Origin of the sequence: Saccharothrix sp. NPDC042600 (genome assembly GCF_040647305.1) — a bacterium.
Taxonomy (GTDB): Bacteria; Actinomycetota; Actinomycetes; order Mycobacteriales; family Pseudonocardiaceae; genus Actinosynnema; species Actinosynnema mutabilis.
On record NZ_JBEZBW010000097.1, the window covers coordinates 13,671 to 31,251 of the forward strand.

Below are 17,581 nucleotides of genomic sequence, written 5' to 3' on the forward strand. Positions count from 1 at the left end.
TGGCCGCCTGTCGGAGGCGTCACACCACTGGCCCATTGTGGGGAACGGTCCCGGTCGCGGATGCTGCGTCCGCACAAATCGGGGTTGGTCCTCACGGGGGGTTCACATGTCTCGTCCCGGGTCCTCGCGCGCCCAAAAGTCGCTGCTCAGACGGGTCTTGGGGGTCGCGACGAGCGTCGTGCTCGTGGCCTCCACCGTCACCGCCGTCGGCCCGCCGGCCGTCGCCCAGCCCGGGAAGGACCCGGCTCCCACGCCGCCGGTCACCAACGAGGCCCCGGACATCCCCTCCGCGCGCGCCACGGCCGCGTTGCACAAGATCCGGGTCGAAGCGCTCAGCGAGCGGACCGAGAACACCGCCACCTTCGTCAACGCCGACGGCAAGCTCACCACCGAGATCCACGCCGGCCCGGTCCGGGTCAAGCGCGGCGACGCGTGGGTGCCCGTCGACCTGACCCTCGAACGGCGCGCGGACGGCACGATCGCCCCCAAGGCCCACCCCCGTGACCTGGTGATCGCCGCTCCCGGCGGCAAGCCCGACGACGTCCGCGACCTCGCCGCCGTCAAGCACGGTGACGCCGAGGTCGCCCTCCAGTGGCGCGGGCCCCTGCCCACCCCGAAGCTCGACGGCCGGAAGGTCACCTACCCCGACGTGCGGCCCGGCGCGGACCTCGTCGTGGAGGCGACCCGGACCGGGTTCGAGCAGTTCCTGGTCCTGAAGGAGCGGCCCAAGGGGCCGGTGAAGCTGTCCCTGCCGCTGCGCACCAAGGGCGCGACCCCGCGGCGCAAGGACGACGGCAACACCGACCTGGTCGACGCCTCCGGCACCGTGATCGGCTCCGTGCCCAAGCCGGAGATGTGGGACGCCCGGCGTGACGAGAAGGCGGGGCAGCCGCTCAAGCGGGTCCCGGTCGGGATGGAGCTGGCACCCGGCCTCGCGCGCGCCGCCGGGCAGGCCGTCACCGACCTGAACCTCACCGCCGACGAGAACTTCCTGCACGCCAAGGACACCCGGTACCCCGTGGTCGTGGACCCGGCGGTGACCGTGGGCCCGGTCTACGACAAGTACGTGCAGACCGGCACCAGCCGCGACACCGGCGGTGACACCGACCTGCGGCTGGGCACGTTCGACGGCGGCGCGACCATCGCGCGCAGCTACTTCAACTTCGACCTCTCGCAGTTCAAGGGCCGCCGCATCCACAGCGCCCGGCTGAACCTCTACGAGTGGCACGCCTGGTCCTGCCAGGCCCGCGACTGGGAGATCTGGGACACCGGCCTGGTCGGCTGGAACACCAACTGGGGCGCGCAGCCGCCCTGGTACACGCGCTGGTCCACCACGAGCGAGACCAAGGGCTACTCCTCCTCCTGCAACGACGGCTGGGTCAGCGGCGACATCCGCGGCCTGGTGCAGCTGGCCGCCGACAACGGCGCGGGCACGGTCGGCGTGATGGCCAAGGCGGCCAACGAGAGCGACAACTACGGCTGGAAGAAGTTCGACTCCGCCGAGGCGGGCGGCGTGCCGCACCTGTCGGTGGACTACAACTCCCGGCCCGACCCGGCCACGGCGCTGGACGTGTCCGACCGCGGCGACTCCAACGGCCAGACCTTCACCCGCAGCACCACGCCCACGCTGTCCTTCCGGCCCAGCGACCCGGACGGCGGCACGGTCACGGCCGTGTTCTACGTCTACGACGGCGACACGATGGTCACCGACTACTGGCTGTGGGGCGTGCCGTCGGGCAGCATCGCGACCTGGAAGGTGCCGGACGGCCTGTTGCAGCCGGGTAAGACCTACCGGTTCCGGGCGACGTCGTTCGACGCGCACGACTGGGGCGGTGACGCGTTCGTCTCGATCCGGCCGGTGCACTCGGGCAAGGCGGTGGACATCGCCGGCTGTTCCACGGCCGCGGGCACGCTCGTGCACCAGTGGGACTACTGGGGCGGGGGCTGCCAGCGGTTCGCGCTGGTGGGCACGGGCGACGGCCACTACATGCTGCGCGCCCGCCACTCCGACCAGGTGTTGGACGTGTCCGACTGCGGCACGGGCGACGGCACCCTGATCAAGCAGTGGCCGGGCAACGGCAACGACTGCCAGAAGTGGCGGCTGGATCGTGTCGGCAACGGCGAGTACACGTTGGTGGCCAAGCACTCCGGCAAGGTCATGGACGTGCAGAACAACCAGGTCGACAACGGCCAGAAGGTCTGGACCTGGACCTCGAACGGGTGCGGTTGCCAGAAGTTCCGCCTCGACGCCGCCCCGGACCCGGGGGTGAACCTGCAGTGGTTGCAGTTCACCGTGGACACGGTGGACCCGGGTGCGCCGTTTGTGTCCTCGACGGATTACCCGAACGACAACAAGTGGCACAAGGGCGCGGGTCAGGCGGGCGCGTTCACGTTCACCCCGCCGGCCGGCACGGCCGACGTGCACTCCTACCTGTGGGCGTTGGACGCGGTGCCGACCGCCGAGGTCACCGCGGGCGCGGACGGCAGGGCGACCCCGTCGATCACGCCGACCACGGACGGCCAGCACACGCTCAACGTGCGCACCAAGGACCGGGCCGGACGTCTGTCCGGCATCACCTCCTACACCTTCCACGTGGGCCGCGCGGGTCTGGTGCGCCCGGCGGAGAACGTGCGGGCACCGCGGCGGGTGCAGCTACAGGTCATCGGCGAGCCGGTGTTCACGCACGTCAAGTTCGCCTGGCGGCGTGGTCCGGGCGCGGCGGTGGAGTCCGACGTCCCGCCGGCGCACCTGACCAAGGCCGACGGGTCGCCGCTGGGCACCGGGTTCGTGCCGCTGACCTCCTTCGGCGAGTTCGCCGTGTGGAACGCGGTGGACACCCTGGGCGTGGACGCGGGCGTGGTCCAGGTCAAGGCGGTCCTGGCGACCGACGCGGCGGGCTCGGGCGCGTACTCGACGTCGTGGCGCACCGCGGTGGTCGATCCGAGCGCGGACACCGCGGCCGGCACGGACATCGGGCCCGGCTCGGTCAACCTGCTCACCGGCGACTACTCGCTGCGGTCCACCGACGCCGAGGAGTTCGGCCTGTCGGTGTCGCGCACCTCCTCGTCGCGCGACCCGAAGACCGGCTACCAGCTCCAGCGGCAGCGGTTGACCGCCAACCAGCAGAAGATCTCCACCGACACCACGGGTTTCAAGCTCTACACGACCAGCGCGGCCCGCAACACCGAGCGCGGCCACGACAGCACCGACTCGCTGGAGCTGACCCCGGTCGCGGCGCAGGGCTGGAACGCCGACGACACGATGGCCTCCATCGAGGACGACATCGGCGCGCTGCGCCTGGGCATGAAGCCCGGCCGCACGTACCGGGTCACGGGCTGGATCTACGTGCCCGCCGCGACCGGCCTCAACGCCACCCACAACCGCGCGCTGCGGATCGTGGCCTTCACCAAGACCGCGGCGGGCTACCAGGAGTACCACAGCAACACCGCGCAGGCGGTGGACGCCTGGCAGCAGCTGACCCTGGACTTCACCGTGCCCACCGACGCCAACCAGGCGTTCGTCCGGCTCTACAACGGTTTCACCGCCGGCAGCGGCAAGAAGGTCTACTACGACGACCTGTCGTTGCGCGAGATCACCGCGCCGTTCGGCCCGCACTGGGAGACCGGCGCGGAGGTGGACTCCGCCCAGATCGACTACACCCGGCTGGCGTTCCCGCACGAGGACACCGTGCAGGTCGAGCAGTCCGACGGCTCCTCGATCTGGTTCACCCGCACCCCGGACGGCAGGTTCTGGCCGGAGCCCGGCGCGGAGGACCTCAAGCTGGTCAGGGAGGGCGAGCTCTACCGGCTGTCCGAACTGGACGGGACGGTGACGACGTTCGCCAAGCCGGCGGGCACCGACACCCACGTGGTCGAGAGCGCCACCCCGCCCGCGCAGGGCAACACGACCCGCTACACCTACGAGAACGTCGACGACCAGCTCCGCATCAAGCGGGTGATCGCCGCGCAGGAGCCGGGCATCGGCGACTGCACGGCGGCCACGCCCGCCCGGGGCTGCGAGGTGCTGGAGTACCACTACGCCACCGCGACCACCGCGACCGCGTCGGCCCCGGGTGACTTCGCCGGCCGGATCCGCGCCATCGCGGCGTGGAGCACCGACCCGGCCACCGGCACGGTGTCCGCTGTGGACGTCGCGCGCTACGCCTACGACGACCGCGGTCGCCTCCGGGAGGTGTGGGACCCGCGCCTGGCGCAACCGCTGAAGACCACCTACGCCTACGACGACGCCGGTCACATCACCGAGCTGGGCCAGCCCGGCGACCTGCCGTGGCGGTTCGACTTCGGCACGGCGACCCCCGGCGACACCAACACCGGCCGCCTGCTGAAGGTGCGCCGCGACGCCCTGCGGCCGGGCACCACGGACCAGCTCGACGGCGAGATCGCCACCACCGTCGTCTACGGCGTGCCGCTGACCCGCGGCGCGGGCGGCCCGTACGACCTGGACGGCCCGTCGATCGCCGCGTGGGCGCAGGCTGACGCGCCGACCGACGCCGTGGCCGTCTTCGGGCCCGAAGACCCGGTCGCGGTGGGCACCGCCACCGCGTCGAGCCCCGGCCCGGACGGCTACCGCGCGGCGACCGTGCACTACCTCAACGCTTCCGGCAAGGAGGTCAACACCGCCACGCCGGGCGGGCACATCGACACCAACGAGTACGACCGCTTCGGCAACGTCGTGCGTGCCCTGGAGTCGTCCAACCGCGCCCTGGCGCTGGGCCAGTCCCCGAACGCGGCGGCGAACCTGTCCGCGCTGGGCCTCGCCCAGTACGACAGCCGGACCCGGGCGACCTGGCTGGACACCCGCTCGACCTACGGTCCCGACGGCATCGACCTGCTGGAGACCGTGTCGCCGCTGCACCGCATCGCACTGGCCAACGACGCGAGCCGGCTGGTCAACGCCCGCAGCGTGACGGCGACGACGTACGACGAGGGCAAGCCCGACGGCGTGGCCTACCACCTGCCCACGACCGTGCGCGCGGGCGCCCGCGTCGTCGGCGTGGACGGCGACCAGGACGTCCGGGTCACCAAGAACGAGTACGGCCCCATGTACGGCGGCGCTTCCGGTTGGGTGCTGCGCAAGCCCACCAAGGTGGTCTCCGCCGTCGAGACCGCGCAGCCGCTGGAAGCCGCGACCAAGTACGACGACCAGGGCCGCGCGCGGGAGTCGCGCAAGATCGACTCGACCGGCTCGGACGCCGGCACCACGCGGTCGGTGTTCTACACCGCCGGGGCGAACCCCGACGACGCCGCGTGCGGCAACCGGCCGGAGTGGGCCGGGCAGGCGTGCGTCGTGCGGGCCGTGGGCGCGATCACCGGGCACGACCCGGCTCGCATGGTCGGCGACGTGCCGGTGCGCCGGGTCGAGTCCTACACCCGGTTCGGCGAGCCGGACCGGATCACCGAGACCGTCGCGGGCAAGACCCGCACGACCGTCAACACCTACGACGCGGCGGACCGCCTGGTCGGCACGAAGATCACCGGTGACCTCGGCGAGGCGGTGCAGCAGGTCGGCACCGACTTCGACCCGGTCTCCGGCGACAACCTGACCACGAGGTTCGCCGACGGCACCAAGGTGACCCGCGAGTTCGACCGGCTGGGCCGCCTGGTCCGCTACACCGACGCCGACGGCGCGTGGACCGCCACCGAGTTCGACCGCTTCGGCAAGCCCGCGAAGATCACCGACTCGCTCGGCACCCACCAGACGTTCACCTACGACCGGGCGGCCGAGCCGCGCGGCCTGGTGACCTCGGTGACCGACAGCGTCGGCGGCTCGATCGGCACCCGCTACGGCCCGGACGGCCAGGTCGTCGGCCTGGACCTGCCCGGCGGCGTGGTGATGGAGCAGGAGCTGGACCCGGCGGGCGTGCCGGTCGGGCGCACCTACCGCAAGGACGGCACGGTCGTCGCGGCCAGCACCGTCGTGGAGAACGCCCAGGGCCAGTGGCTGCGGCACACCGGTCCCGGCTCGGACAAGCGCTACGCCTACGACGACCTGGGCCGGCTGACCCGCGTCGAGGACACCTCGGCCGCCACCGGCCTGTGCACGGTGCGCACGTACACCTTCGACCGGCGCACCAACCGCACGGGCAAGTCCACCCGCACCGGGGCGACCGGGGGCGTGTGCCCGGGTGACTCCGAACCGGCGCAAACGCAGTCGCACACCTACGACTCGGCCGACCGCCTGACCGACGCGGGCTGGGTGTACGACGCCTTCGGCCGGATCACCACGACCCCGGACGGCGTGCAGAACAGCTACTACGTCAACGACCTCGTGCGGTCGCAGCAGACCGCCGACCGGCGCATGACGTGGACGCTGGACCCGGCGCTGCGGCAGCGGTCGTTCACCGCCGAGCGGTTGGTCAACGGCGGTTGGGCCAACGCCGTCACCAAGCTCAACCACTACGCCGACGACTCCGACGAGCCCCGCTGGATCGCCGAGGACGTCACCCAGGGCGACAACGTCACCCGCAACATCTCCAGCCCCGAGGGCGACCTGGCGTTCACCACCGGCCTGTCCGGGGACGTCACCCTCCAGCTGACCAACCTGCACGGCGACGTCATGGCCACCGTCCCGGTGGTCGCCGGGCAGCTGGGCGCGGTGACGGTGCTCGACGCCGACGAGTACGGCGTGCCGTCGGCCGACACCCCGGCCGCGGCGACCGCCCGCTACGCCTGGCTGGGCGGCAAGCAGCGCTCCGCCGAGGCGCTGGGCGGCGTGGTGCTGATGGGAGTCCGGCTCTACCACCCCGGCACCGGCCGGTTCTGGCAGCCCGACCCGGAGGAGGGCGGCAACGCCACCGCCTACGACTACTGCGCCGCCGACCCGGTCAACTGCACCGACCTCGACGGCCGGTGGGGCTGGCTGAAGAAGGTCGCGAACGTCGTGGCCAAGGTGGCCGAGGTGGTGTCCTACATCCCGGGCCCGATCGGCGCGGTCGCGGGCGCGGTGTCGTCGGTGGCCTACGCGGCGACGGGCAACTACCGCAAGGCCGCCGAGATGGCGGTCACCGCGGCGGCCAACCTGGTCGGCGCGGGCGCGGCGGTCCGGGTCGGGGTCGCGGCGGTGAAGGCCGCGGCGAGATCGGTGCCCAAGGCGGCGTCCTCGGTGGCGAAGTCCGCGCGGTCGCTGGTGTCGCGCGGCCGGTGCAACTCGTTCGCGCCCGAGACCCGGGTGCTGATGGGCGACGGCGGCACGCTGCCCATCGCCGAGGTGGAGGTCGGCGACCTGGTCGTCGCGGCCGACCCGGTGACCGGCGAGGTGCGCGTCGAGCCGGTCGTGGACGTGGTCGTCGGCCACGGCGACAAGCACCTGGTGCAGTTCACCGCCGAGGGCGGCGGCCCGGTGACCGCGACGGCCAACCACCCGGTGTGGGTGGACGGCCGCGGCTGGACCGCGGCGGCGGACATCGGCATCGGCGACCGGGTGCTGCTGCCCGGCGGCGGCACGGCGTCCATCCGGCACGTCAAGGACCTCGGCACCGGCCGCGAGACGGTCTACAACCTCAACGTCTCCGGACCGCACACCTTCAGCGTCGTGGCGGGTGCCGTCGCGGTGCTGGTGCACAACGCCTCGGCGGCGTGCATCGCGGCCAACCGCAAGGCCGGGAAGGTGCTCGAAGGCCGCGTGGAACGCATCCTGGTGAAGAAGTACGGGCGGGCCAACGTCCAGAAGCAGGTGTATTTCAAGGTGCCCGTGCTCGGGAAGCGGTTCGCCGATTTCCAGGTGAAGGGCCCGCGCGGGTCGTTCCTGGTCGAGGTGAAGAAGGGCAAGTCCCGGTACACTAAGATGCAGCAGCTCAAGGACGCGTACATCCACCGGAAGTACGGGTTGAAGACGCACGTGTACCGGAGGTAGGACGTGAAGAAGGCGGACGTCGACGCGGTGCTCCGGGAATTCGACGGTGTGTTCCGGGAGAACGGGTTCACCGGTGCGAAGGGGACCTACAAACTGCCCGGCGGCGTCCGCCTGAAGGTCCAGCTCGACCGCCACGGGTGGGACCCCGACCTCGGTTGGGGTCTGCTCTTCACCGCCGAGGACACCGCGGCGGCCGACGAGGTGGGCAACATCCCGATGGACTCCCGCCTGCAGGTCACGCCGCAGACCCTGGACAAGGCGCTGGGCAAGAAGGCGCTGGGCGCCCTCTACGGGGACAACCCGCGCGTGCGCAGCCGGCTGAAGAGCGGGTGGTTCGCCTTCGAGCACGCCGACCGGCTGCGCGCGGTGCTGACGCTGGCCCTGGGACCCGCGCTGGCGCACGTCCGAGCGTGGGCGGAATCGGTCCGCTCGGTGTCGTGAGCCGTCGGCGGATGGGTCGCAGGCGTTCGGGGGCATAACACCGGGCCATTCGACCGGAGCGCGACGGCCGGTGGCCGGGACAATTTCGTTGAAAGTCGCACCAAATAGCCGGCGATGTGGTCATCGGACGTTGTGGCCAATTCTCGCCGGCTTTTCGCGTGGTCCGGTCAAGCGGTAGCCACTCTTTTGGCGGAACGGGTGCCGAGATATCCGTGCGCTACATTTCGTGCGCGCCGCCGCGTGGACTACGCAGCAGAAAGGCCTCCCATGCTGACCATCATGGCAGCGGCCACCCTCACCCTGTCCACCCTGGTGCCCGCGGACGGCCCGACCGTCCAGACGGCGCCCGACTACGTGCGCGTCGAGGTCGTCACCGTCAACGGGTCCGGGTGCCCGGCGGGCACGGCCGCCGTCGCCACCGCCGAGGACCGCACGACCTTCACCGTCACCTACAGCCAGTTCCTCGCCCAGGCGGGCGGGAGTTCCGAGCCGACGGACTTCCGCAAGAACTGCCAGCTCGCGCTGCAGTTGAGCTACCCGCAGGGCTTCACCGTCGGCATCACGCAGGCCGACTACCGGGGCTTCGCGCACCTGCTGGCCGGGGCGTCGGGGATGGAGCAGGGCAACTACTACTTCGCCGGCACCTCCCCGACCGCCCGCAAACCGCACCACTTCCACGGCCCGCTCAGCGACAACTGGCAGGTCACCGACACGACCCAGTGGGACGCGATCGTGTACCCGCCGTGCGGCGAGCGGCGGATCTTCAACGTCAACACCGAGCTGCGCGTGCAGGCGGGCAGCTCGCGCGGCACCAGCTTCATGGTGATGGACTCGACCGACAGCAACGTGAGCACCCGCTACCACTTCTCGTGGAAACGCTGCTGAGCCCACCGCCCCTCCCGACCCCCGCCGCCACCAGCGTCCAGTCGGAGGTGCTCACATGCTCGAAAGCTTGGCCGCGGCCGCCCTGGCGGCGACGACGATCGTCTTCCCGCCGGGCGGCGCCCCGAACACCACCCCGCCGCCGGACCACATCACCATCGAGGTGGTGACGGTCAACGGGTCCGGCTGCCCGGCGGGCACCGCCGCGGTGGCGGTGTCCCCGGACAACAAGGCGTTCACCGTGACCTACAGCGAGTTCATGGCGCAGGTCGGGGTGGGCGCGCAACCCACCGACTTCAGGAAGAACTGCCAGCTCAACCTGAAGGTCAACGTGCCGCAGGGCTTCACCTACGGCATCGCCCAGGCCGACTACCGCGGCTTCGCCCACCTGGAGCGGGGCGCGACCGGCGTGGAGCGGGCGAACTACTACTTCCAGGGAATGTCGCCCACGGCCTACAAGACGCACAACTACAGCGGGCCGTTGAGCGACGACTGGCAGGCGACGGACACGGTGGAGGTGGCGGCGATCGTCTACCACCCGTGCGGTGAACGACGGAACTTCAACATCAACACGGAGTTGCGCGTGAACGCCGGCACGTCGAACCCGAACACCACGACGAGCTTCATGTCGATGGACTCGACGGACGGCAGCGTGAACACGGTCTACCACTTCGCCTGGAAGGTGTGCAGGTAGAGGCGTTCGTGGTGCTCGCACGGCCCACCCTCGCGGGGCCGTGCGAGCCCGGGGACCATGTACCGCGGTGAGTCCACTTTGGAGTGTTTGTGTCCGTGGACATCGACACGGACATGCGGCCTGGGGCCTGGCGGTGCGCATCGGTTCGCCGCCGTGCGGCGTGGCTAACGCAGCCACTCCACGCTGGACCGGCTCGTCGGGTGCGCGGGTGGGCGGCGTGGCCGGTCCAGCAGGTGTCGTTCGGCCAAGGCGTCCACGACGGACTCGTAGGTGGCCCGCGCTCCCGCCTCGGCGTGTTCGACCGTGGCGGCGGGCATCTGCGCCGAGCAGTCCACGAGCAGGTCGAACGGGCGCCGGTCGCGGAACAGGTCGAAGCCCCAGTTGGCCCGGAACACCGATCGGCTGAGCGCGTCTTTCGCGTCCATGAGCGACGCGCACTCCGCGAACGTCTTCGGCGTGCCGCGCTGGAGGTAGGACACGTAGCACTTGCGCAGCCTGCTCACTCGGCTGGACTCCAGCCAGATCCGGGTCGCGGCCGCGTCCGAGTACCACGGCAGTCCCCACGCGTCGAACACGCCGGCGGCCAGGTCGCGCAGTCGTTCGGCCATCGCCGCGTCCACGGCCCGTTCCACGGCCAGGTCGGTGCGCCGCCGGTCGAGGGCGGGTGTCCACTCGCGGTCGGATCGGCGCAGCAGCGCGCCGAGGACCTGCGAAGCGCTCGTGTACGGGACGCCGAGGTCGGCGGCCAGCCTGACGCACAAGGTCGTCTTCCCGGCCGCGGTCAACCCGGACACGATTATTTTCATCGAGCAGAACACCCTTTCGGATCGCGCGGAACCCCGTAGTGGGAGGTTGATCCGGAAGTCGACAGTACCTCAAGTGGGTAAACGGCCGGGTGTGCTCCGAGTATCGCCCGTACGGCGGAAAATCCACGTCACCCGATATGGCCGCAATATTGCGGAATGGCACAGTGGGACTTTCCGGATCGTGTAGTGCGAACCCCGCGGGCTGTGGTTCACTGGCGGTTCCGGTCGTCCGAACCGAACGAACGGGAGTCGATTCAATGCACGTGGTCAAACTCGCCGGCTGCATCGTCAGGGACGAGCGCGGGCGCGTGTTGCTGCTCCACCGGAACACCTCTGAGCTGCAACAATGGGAAATTCCAGGCGGCAAGGTCGATCCCGGTGAACAGGCCGGGGACACCGCCGAGCGCGAACTGCGCGAGGAAGTCGGCGTGGAAGTCGCGGTGGGTCGGGAACTGGGCACCCGGTCGTTCACCGAAAACGGGCGCACGATGGAATACACCTGGTTCCTGGCGGACATCACCGCGGGCCGACCGCACGTCGTGGAAACCCACATACACGACAATTGCGGTTACCACGACCTGGCCGACTTGGCGGCGATGGAGGAACAGCTCTCACCCAACACGCGCAACCTGTTGCGTGCGATCAGTGCCGGCGACATCGATCTCTGACTGGTGAGGACGGCATGCGGATCGTCGTGGACCGGGTTTCCACCCGGGACGCCCTGGCCACTCTGATAGCCACCCGGACACGCGCCGACTACGTCTACTCCTACCCGCCCCGGCAGTCCTACCGGCGCTTCGACGACCGGGTCCGGGCGGCCGTGCCCGACCTGGTCTCGCGGTCGCTGGAGCGCTTCGGCGACCTCAACCTCTACGTGCACGTGCCGTTCTGCCGCCAGATCTGCCGGTTCTGCAACCTCTACGCGGTCGCCGGGGTCGGGCGGGACTTCGACGGGTACGTCGACACCGTCCTGGCCGAGGCGGAGCGGTTGGCCGACCTGACCGACCGCAAGACCGTCACGACCCTCTACATCGGCGGCGGCACGCCGTCGTTGCTGGCGCCCGCCCAACTCGAACGCCTCCTGCGCCGGCTGCTCGGGCTGTTCTCCACCACACCGGGGGAATTCCCGCCGGAGACCGCGCTGGAGGTGGACCCGGCGACCGTGGACGCCGCGGCGTTGCGCGACCTGCGCGCGGCGGGGATCAACCGGATCAACCTGGGCTACCAGTCGATGGTCGACGGCGAGGTGCGCGGCCTCGGCCGGCGCCGCCCCGCCGGCGCCGGCTTGGCGCTGCTGGAACAGGCGCTGGACACCGGGTTCGCCAACGTCTGCGTGGACCTGATCTACGGCTTGGCGGGCCAGACCGAGCAGGGCTGGCTGGACTCGCTGCGCCGCGTGGCGGCCCTGGCCCCGCCGACGCTGTGCGCCTACCCGCTGACCCTGCGACCGTTCACCGGCTACAGCCGGCAGGGCTACTCCTCCGTCGCGGGCGCGACGCTCTACCGGCGCTACGACCTGGCCGACCGGGTGCTGCGCGAGGCCGGGTACCGGCAGGAGACGCACGTGCGGTGGGTCCGCGACGACGGCGGCTACCGGCAGAAGGCCAACCACTGGGGTATGCGCAACGTGCTCGGCATGGGCGCCGGCGCGCGCAGCTACCTGTGGGAGGCCGACCTGCGCAACGGCTACTCCGTGCGGTCCCGCGCTTCGACGTTGAAGTCCTATGTGGACGCTGTCGCCGCGGGTGGTCTCCCGGTCACCGACGGGTTCGTCATGACCGACGACGAACGCCGCCGCAAGGCCACCGCGCTCAACCTGATGGCGCTGGACCGGAGGTGGACGCGTGAGCTGCTCGACTTCGACCCGGTCGAGGTGTTCGAGGACGAGTTCGCCGCGTTCGCCGACCTGGGGCTGTGCGAGGTGGGCCCGACGTCGGCGGTGCTGACCCGAGCGGGCGTGAAGTACCGGGACCTGTTGTCGCAGGCCCTGTTCAGCCCCGCGGTGCGCGCCCGGACCGCGGGGTTCAGCTATGACGAATAGCGTCCAGGGCGTCGGCCAGGACCTCCTCCGGTGACCGGTCGGCGTCGATGGTCGTCACGCGCAGCGCGGGCGTCCGCGCGAGTCGGTCCAGGGCGGCCTGGTGGGCGCGGGCCATGAACGCCAGGCGGTCGTCGTCGCACGCGCCGTCGCGGACGGTGATGCGCCGGCGCAGCACGTCCGGAGGCGCGACCAGGTACAGCGTGAGGTCCGGGGGCGGAAGGTGGCGGAACACCGCGTCCAGCAGGTCGCGAGCGGCGTGCGCGCCGAGGGCGTCGGTGAGCACGACTTCCTGGTAGGCGTACTTGCTCAGGTAGCCGCGGTCGCTGACCACGTGCTCCCCGGCGGCCAGCAGCGGCCGGACGTGGGTGGCGTGGACCTCGTGGAAGTCGCCGAGGAACACCAGCGACTGGCCGACCTCGTCCTCGGAGATCCGGTGCGGTGTCCGGCGGACGGCGTCGGCCAGCGCCCGACCGAACGGCGCGGAGGAGAACTCCGGGGTGGCGTGGGCGGGCCACGCGGCGGCGATGGCGCGGGCCGCGGTGGTCTTGCCGACGCCTTCCAGGCCGTCCACGCAAATCCACCGCCCCTTCTTGTCGGAATGGCCGGATCGTGCCCCCGCGACTGGCATCATGGAGTTCCCATCGCACAAATGGTTGCATTGGCCGCAGCGCACCAGCGTGTCTCTCCCGATCGGCCGGCACGCCGTGCAACCGTGATCATCGCACGCAGTGCCGGAACGGAGGACAACCAGATGCACCGACCCGCTCTCTCCGCCGCTCTTCAAGCGTTCGCGTCCATTGAACTGACGGACGCGGTGTATGTCGCATGCCCGATCAGTTCGGGCCGTCGGGAACTGGAACTGATGCTCGCCGCCGCCGAGTTCGACCGCGCGGTGCTGCGCGCCCGGTTGGTCGACCGGTGGGCGCGGCAGGTGCTGGAACCCAACCGGCGCGACGCCAGAGCCGCCGCCCGGCGCGCCCGGGCGCGCTACCCCGAGCACAACGTCGTCAACCCGTCCGAGTTCGACATCGAGGGCCTGGACCAGCCCGGCTACGACCAGTTGTGCGAGCGCATCATCCGAGGTCACGTGGGGCGGATCGTGCTGGCCGACGGCTGGGAGCTGAGCCGGGGCGCGCGGGTCGAGGCGGAGTTGGCCACCCGGTTGGGGCTGCCCGTGGAGGACGCCGCCGGCAATCGGATGACCGAACGTGACCTGTGGTCGACGTGCGAGCGGTCCGAGGCCGACCTGGTCCGGGCGGGGTTCCCCGGGCACCGGGTGCGCGACCTGCTGCCCGCCGCGCCCAGTCCCGCGACCGCGGGTTGACCGGTCTCACGTTCCCGGCGGGGACACGCGCCGACGCATTTCGGTCAACGCCCGCAATAATGCGGAATCCATCGTGCGGTCGTGCTGTAAAGCGTCTTCGGCCGGACGCAATGCGCGGCAGTCCGACACGGTCAGCAATTCCTCCCGCCACACCGCGTAGTCGTAAAAGGTGTAGAGGTCGAGGTACCTCCGTTCGGGGGAAATGCGCTCGGGGTAGTCCGCCGCGGTCATCAGCGCGAGCGTGCGCTCCCTGGTCCGGGCCCAGCCGCGCAATTTGTCGGAGTCGACGTGCGGTGGTTCGTCGCGGTGGTCGATGTCGCCGTAGTAGTACATGAGGTAGCCGCGGTTCCACGCGCGCCACTCGGTCGACTCCTCGCCCCGGCGGACGAACAGCCGCAGCGCCTCGCGGTCGCCGAGGTGGCACAGCCCCCACAGCACGGCCTGCTGCAGGAACGTGTCGGTCTCGTCCCGGTACAGCCGCCACAACGCGACCCGGCCGTCCGGCGCGGCCCGGGACAGCAGGTACGCCACCAGGTTGCCCACGACCCGCACCACCGACAGGTCCTCGCCGGCGTCGCGAACGCGGCGGAACGCCGTCTCCAGCGCCACGCCGAGCCCGGTGGGCCGGGCGATGCGCAGCTCGTCCACCAGGAAGTGCCGCATCTCCGGCGTGGGATCCACGCGCAGGCACGCGGCCAGCCGTTCGACAGCACCGGTCGCCAACGCGGCTTCGATCTCCCGCGCGTAGTGCCGGCTGACCAGGTACTCGAAGAACGAGTAGTGGATGAAGCTGCCCCACACCCGCCCCGACGCCCGCCACCGGTCGCACAACTGGCTCAGGGCGCGCCGCGTGCACCGCACGGCCTCCGGCGGGCCGAGGTCGGGGGAGGAGGCGACGGCGTCGAAGTCGAACCGGTCCTCGTGGATGGCCGCACGCCGGAACACCACCCACGCCGCGTCGATCCACACCCGCACCGACGACCCCGCCACGGCGCACCCGGCCCGCGCCAGCGCCGCGTCGCTGACCGCGGCCAGCCGGTCGACGTACTCGGCGTAGAGCGCGGACACGTTGCTGACCTCCGACAGACCTTCGTGGCCGAGGAAGGTCACCATCCGGGCGTACAGCGGCCGGGTGATCATGCGGGACAGGTCGGGTGACGCGCGCACCAGCTCGAACAGGTCGTCGGCGGGCAGCAGGCCGCCCGCCACCAGCCGGTCGACGAAGTCGCGGAAGTGGCCGTCCAGCGTCCAGTCGGTCACCGCGTAGATCGAGTCGAACGTGTCACCCTCCATCGACGGAGCCAAGTTGTCCTCGAACTCGCGGTGCCGGCACGTGACGACGACGGCGTACCGCTCGCCGGCTTGCCGCAGCAGCTCCGAGAGGTCGGCGGGGGAGTCGAACTCGCCGAGGCTCTCGTCGAGGCCGTCGACGAGCAGCGCCGACCGCACCTCGCCGCGCTCCGGCCCGCCGCGCTGCCGGGGCGCGCCGACCATCCGGCGCAGCTCCGACACGCGGACCGCGATCGCGGGGACCCGGTCGCGCAGCCGGCGCAGCACCGCGTACGAGGCGACGCTCTTGCCGCTGCCGGGCTCGCCGAGGATGAGCACGGACTGGTCGGCCGCCACCTCGGCGGCGACGTCGTCCACCGTGAACCTGCGGTCGCCGTGACCGGTTTTGGTGAACGTCGTCGGCACGTACAGGTCGCGGTCGTGCAATTCGGTGATGCTCAGGTCCAGCGGGTAGGCGGTCCGGCGCGCACCCAGCCGTCGCAGCGAATCCTCGGACGCCCGCCACAGATCGCCGGAAGGTGCTCCGCCGTCCCGTTGCCGGGGCAATTCGGGTGTGTTCGGATCGTGGATCCACGCGGTGGTGTCGGTTTCCTTCACGGCGACTTGAACCGGCCGGAACCGATGCGCCTCGGCGGTCAGGGAATGCCGCACGACCTCTTCGAAGAACCAGTCCGAGACCATCAACGCGATCGTGCCCGCGCTCGTCTCCAACGCACCGCGCAAAGGCTCCGAGTCGACCAACCGGCACACGTGGTTGACCGCGTGACCGACCACCCCGGCCCCGTCCGGGTACACCTCGCCCGCGTGCACGGCGACCCGCAGCCGGACCCGTTCCTGCGGTTCATGGGTGGAGTTGTGCTCATCCAGGCGCGTGGCCAACGCCGCCGGCAGACGTTCGGCGAACAACACCTTGGCCACTTCGGGCGGCACCAGGACCAGGAGCCCGTCACCACGGTCCTGCCGGTACCAGTTCGACCAGTCCTCGCCGATGTCGGCGAACGCCGCCGCCATTGCGGCGTAGAGCGCGCGGCGCACGACGAGCCGATTCGGATTCGTCCGCCGCCGGTCGCCGAATCGCTCGACGTCGACCACCACCATCGTCCGGTGCACGGCGACCCGTGGTGGTCCTTCGGTCGATCCGTGAACAGCACCGCGGTCCATCCGGCCTCCCCGCCCCGCTTCCTGCGAGTCAGCGTAGGGCAGTCGGTGGGACCGGTGGAGATTTCCCGGCTGTTTCCCGTTTCCTACGCCCGCACAAGGTCGGATGACGCAGAACTGCGGTTTTTCCGTTCACCATTCGCGTGCTCCGGACCGCCGAATTGCGGGTGCGGCCGCGGGCGGTCACCCGGCCGGCGGGTAGTGGTCGCGAATCAGCCGTGGACGAGCAGGGTGGACCCGTCGCCGTTGCGGTCCACTGTGGACGGTTGTGGTGGTCACCGGGGTGAAGGTGGCACTCAGCACCGGTCGCCGGTCGCCGGTCTTGGCCGCCGGGGTGCGGGGTGCCTACGCTGGCCGGGCCGCAGGCGCACATGCCCCACGGACCGACCACCGGAATCCTCGGGAGCGTCAAGTGGAACGCACCAGAACCCTGCTGTACGCCGTGCTGATCGCCTTGTCCGTCGGCACCGCGCCGGCCGCCGCGGCACCGAACGCCTTCGTCCTGTCCAGCTCGGCGTTCGCCAACGGCGGCACGATCCCCAAGGTCCACGAGTGCACCAGCGGCGGCGGCAACGACCCGGCGAAACGCAACGAGTCCCCGCCCCTGACGTGGACCGGCGCCCCCGCCGCCGCGCGCAGCTACGCGATCGTCATGCGGGACCTGGACAACAACAACCTGATCCACTGGGTCATCTACGACATCCCGACCACCACGACCTCGCTACCCCAGAACGTGCAGCACGCGTACCGCCCCGCGGTCCCGGCGGGTTCCCGGCAGGTCTACTACCGGGGCAGCGCGAGCCTCTACGGCTACCAGGGCCCGTGCTCGCCTTCGACGGTGAACACGTACGAGTTCGTGGTCCACGCGCTCAACCAGACGTCGCTGACCACCTTGACGTCCAGTTCCTCCACCCAGACCGCCGCCAGGACGATCGCCGCGGCCTCCCTCGGCTCGGCGCGCATCACCGGCGAGTCGTGACCGGCCCGCGCCGCCCCGGGGCCCCGGAGGACCCGGCTCCCGGACGCGGCGGTGCGACGACCTCGACCTCGCTCACCCGGAGCCTCCCTGCGG

General features: G+C 71.0%; 11 protein-coding genes. 8 read left to right on the top strand and 3 right to left on the bottom strand.

Annotated elements, in window-relative coordinates:
- Nucleotides 1-184: 184 nt before the first annotated feature.
- The 4 genes from AB0A74_RS35000 (at nucleotide 185) to AB0A74_RS35015 (ending at nucleotide 9,890) form a co-directional block, all read left to right on the top strand.
- Nucleotides 185-7,873, top strand: coding sequence for an RICIN domain-containing protein (locus tag AB0A74_RS35000; RefSeq protein WP_358256368.1), 7,689 nt, complete (start codon nucleotides 185-187; stop codon nucleotides 7,871-7,873).
- 3 nt (nucleotides 7,874-7,876) lie between these two features.
- Nucleotides 7,877-8,314: a hypothetical protein gene (locus tag AB0A74_RS35005; protein WP_358256370.1), complete on the top strand. Its 438-nt coding sequence runs from the start codon at nucleotides 7,877-7,879 to the stop codon at nucleotides 8,312-8,314.
- Nucleotides 8,315-8,581: 267 nt separating this feature from the next.
- Nucleotides 8,582-9,199 (top strand): DUF4360 domain-containing protein, encoded by a 618-nt coding sequence (locus tag AB0A74_RS35010; protein WP_343934828.1) that lies wholly within the window; start codon nucleotides 8,582-8,584, stop codon nucleotides 9,197-9,199.
- A 55-nt stretch (nucleotides 9,200-9,254) separates the two neighbouring features.
- The gene (locus AB0A74_RS35015) at nucleotides 9,255-9,890 is read left to right on the top strand and encodes a DUF4360 domain-containing protein (protein ID WP_358256372.1); all 636 of its coding nucleotides are present in this window, start codon (nucleotides 9,255-9,257) and stop codon (nucleotides 9,888-9,890) included.
- Nucleotides 9,891-10,054: 164 nt separating this feature from the next.
- Here the strand turns inward: AB0A74_RS35015 and AB0A74_RS35020 are convergent, their stop codons facing one another.
- On the bottom strand, nucleotides 10,055-10,696 hold the full coding sequence (locus AB0A74_RS35020) for a hypothetical protein (protein ID WP_358256374.1): 642 nt from the start codon (nucleotides 10,694-10,696) through the stop codon (nucleotides 10,055-10,057).
- A 257-nt stretch (nucleotides 10,697-10,953) separates the two neighbouring features.
- Here AB0A74_RS35020 and AB0A74_RS35025 point away from each other — a divergent pair, with 257 nt between their 5' ends.
- Together AB0A74_RS35025 and AB0A74_RS35030 are read left to right on the top strand one after the other, a co-directional pair.
- On the top strand, nucleotides 10,954-11,364 hold the full coding sequence (locus tag AB0A74_RS35025) for an NUDIX hydrolase (RefSeq protein WP_358256376.1): 411 nt from the start codon (nucleotides 10,954-10,956) through the stop codon (nucleotides 11,362-11,364).
- A gap of 14 nt (nucleotides 11,365-11,378) precedes the next feature.
- Nucleotides 11,379-12,737, top strand: a complete 1,359-nt coding sequence (locus AB0A74_RS35030; RefSeq protein ID WP_358256378.1) for a radical SAM protein — start codon at nucleotides 11,379-11,381, stop codon at nucleotides 12,735-12,737.
- Here the strand turns inward: AB0A74_RS35030 and AB0A74_RS35035 are convergent.
- Nucleotides 12,721-13,308, bottom strand: a complete 588-nt coding sequence (locus AB0A74_RS35035) for a dTMP kinase (protein ID WP_358256380.1) — start codon at nucleotides 13,306-13,308, stop codon at nucleotides 12,721-12,723. The two genes, AB0A74_RS35030 and AB0A74_RS35035, sit on opposite strands and share 17 nt — an antisense overlap.
- A 180-nt stretch (nucleotides 13,309-13,488) precedes the next feature.
- Between AB0A74_RS35035 and AB0A74_RS35040 the strand changes: the two genes are divergently transcribed.
- Entirely contained in the window at nucleotides 13,489-14,061 is a 573-nt protein-coding gene (locus tag AB0A74_RS35040) for a DUF4406 domain-containing protein (RefSeq protein WP_358256382.1), read from the top strand.
- Between the two features lie 6 nt (nucleotides 14,062-14,067).
- On the opposite strand, the gene AB0A74_RS35045 is transcribed toward AB0A74_RS35040, so the two are convergent.
- Entirely contained in the window at nucleotides 14,068-16,461 is a 2,394-nt protein-coding gene (locus tag AB0A74_RS35045) for a hypothetical protein (protein ID WP_358256384.1), read from the bottom strand.
- Between the two features lie 481 nt (nucleotides 16,462-16,942).
- Here AB0A74_RS35045 and AB0A74_RS35050 point away from each other — a divergent pair, with 481 nt between their 5' ends.
- Nucleotides 16,943-17,488 carry a YbhB/YbcL family Raf kinase inhibitor-like protein gene (locus tag AB0A74_RS35050; RefSeq protein WP_358256388.1) on the top strand — a complete coding sequence of 182 codons (546 nt, stop codon included), beginning with the start codon at nucleotides 16,943-16,945 and terminating at the stop codon, nucleotides 17,486-17,488.
- Nucleotides 17,489-17,581 lie beyond the last annotated feature (93 nt).

What these genes read in the sequence shown, in the direction of transcription:
- AB0A74_RS35010 (WP_343934828.1), top strand. Translation starts at nt 8,582, where the DNA reads ATGCTGACCATCATGGCAGCGGCCACCCTCACCCTGTCCACCCTGGTG.
- AB0A74_RS35040 (WP_358256382.1), top strand. Translation starts at nt 13,489, where the DNA reads ATGCACCGACCCGCTCTCTCCGCCGCTCTTCAAGCGTTCGCGTCCATT.
- AB0A74_RS35020 (WP_358256374.1), bottom strand. Translation starts at nt 10,696, where the DNA reads ATGAAAATAATCGTGTCCGGGTTGACCGCGGCCGGGAAGACGACCTTG.
- AB0A74_RS35025 (WP_358256376.1), top strand. Translation starts at nt 10,954, where the DNA reads ATGCACGTGGTCAAACTCGCCGGCTGCATCGTCAGGGACGAGCGCGGG.
- AB0A74_RS35030 (WP_358256378.1), top strand. Translation starts at nt 11,379, where the DNA reads ATGCGGATCGTCGTGGACCGGGTTTCCACCCGGGACGCCCTGGCCACT.
- AB0A74_RS35015 (WP_358256372.1), top strand. Translation starts at nt 9,255, where the DNA reads ATGCTCGAAAGCTTGGCCGCGGCCGCCCTGGCGGCGACGACGATCGTC.